Raw genomic sequence first — 1,913 nt, forward strand, 5'->3', positions numbered from 1 at the left:
CGGTTGACAAGGCGGTGATTCGATGTAGAATACGCCACCTTGATCGGGCAAGCCCCGAACGCTCTTTAAAAAGTTAACCAAGTAATTCGTGTGGGCGCTGGCCGAGGTATTTCGGATACGAAATATCAGGACAGTGACTCGTCGAAATTGAGTTTTGTCTTGAGCAAGAATAGAGAATCTTCGGATTCTTGTATGATTTAAACTGAAGAGTTTGATCATGGCTCAGATTGAACGCTGGCGGCAGGCTTAACACATGCAAGTCGAGCGGTAACAGGGGGAGCTTGCTCCCCGCTGACGAGCGGCGGACGGGTGAGTAATGCATAGGAAACTGCCCAGTAGTGGGGGATAGCCCGGGGAAACCCGGATTAATACCGCATACGCCCTTCGGGGGAAAGCAGGGGATCTTCGGACCTTGCGCTATTGGATGTGCCTATGTCGGATTAGCTAGTTGGTGGGGTAAGAGCCTACCAAGGCGACGATCCGTAGCTGGTCTGAGAGGATGATCAGCCACATCGGGACTGAGACACGGCCCGAACTCCTACGGGAGGCAGCAGTGGGGAATATTGGACAATGGGGGCAACCCTGATCCAGCCATGCCGCGTGTGTGAAGAAGGCTTTCGGGTTGTAAAGCACTTTCAGTGAGGAGGAAAACCTTAAGTTTAATACGCTTGAGGCTTGACGTTACTCACAGAAGAAGCACCGGCTAACTCCGTGCCAGCAGCCGCGGTAATACGGAGGGTGCAAGCGTTAATCGGAATTACTGGGCGTAAAGCGCGCGTAGGTGGTTTGATAAGCGAGATGTGAAAGCCCCGGGCTCAACCTGGGAACGGCATTTCGAACTGTCAGGCTAGAGTATGGTAGAGGAGTGTGGAATTTCCTGTGTAGCGGTGAAATGCGTAGATATAGGAAGGAACACCAGTGGCGAAGGCGGCACTCTGGACCAATACTGACACTGAGGTGCGAAAGCGTGGGGAGCAAACAGGATTAGATACCCTGGTAGTCCACGCTGTAAACGATGTCTACTAGCCGTTGGGACTCTTGAAGTCTTAGTGGCGCAGCTAACGCACTAAGTAGACCGCCTGGGGAGTACGGCCGCAAGGTTAAAACTCAAATGAATTGACGGGGGCCCGCACAAGCGGTGGAGCATGTGGTTTAATTCGACGCAACGCGAAGAACCTTACCTGGCCTTGACATGCAGAGAACTTTCCAGAGATGGATTGGTGCCTTCGGGAACTCTGACACAGGTGCTGCATGGCCGTCGTCAGCTCGTGTCGTGAGATGTTGGGTTAAGTCCCGTAACGAGCGCAACCCCTATCCCTAGTTGCTAGCAGTTCGGCTGAGAACTCTAGGGAGACTGCCGGTGACAAACCGGAGGAAGGTGGGGATGACGTCAGGTCATCATGGCCCTTACGGCCAGGGCTACACACGTGCTACAATGGTGCGTACAGAGGGCTGCAAACCCGCGAGGGGGAGCTAATCTCACAAAACGCATCGTAGTCCGGATCGGAGTCTGCAACTCGACTCCGTGAAGTCGGAATCGCTAGTAATCGCGAATCAGAATGTCGCGGTGAATACGTTCCCGGGCCTTGTACACACCGCCCGTCACACCATGGGAGTGGATTGCACCAGAAGTGGTTAGTCTAACCTTCGGGAGGACGATCACCACGGTGTGGTTCATGACTGGGGTGAAGTCGTAACAAGGTAGCCGTAGGGGAACCTGCGGCTGGATCACCTCCTTAAACGAAGCCGAATGCTTCGGTCAGAGTCCACACGAATTACTTGGTTGGCTTAAGAAGAGAGCAAAGGGTCTTGCAGGCCCGCACTTTCGGGTCTGTAGCTCAGTTGGTTAGAGCGCACCCCTGATAAGGGTGAGGTCGGTGGTTCAAATCCACCCAGACCCACCAGAATTGCGT

1 tRNA gene and 1 rRNA gene are annotated in these 1,913 nt (G+C 53.8%); both read left to right on the forward strand.

Annotated features, from left to right (window positions below):
• Positions 1-199 precede the first annotated feature (199 nt).
• Positions 200-1,739, forward strand: a 16S ribosomal RNA gene (locus tag AC0B60_RS20160).
• A gap of 88 nt (positions 1,740-1,827) precedes the next feature.
• A tRNA-Ile gene (locus AC0B60_RS20165) sits at positions 1,828-1,904 on the forward strand.
• Positions 1,905-1,913 lie beyond the last annotated feature (9 nt).

The organism is Marinobacter sp. V34 (assembly GCF_055524115.1).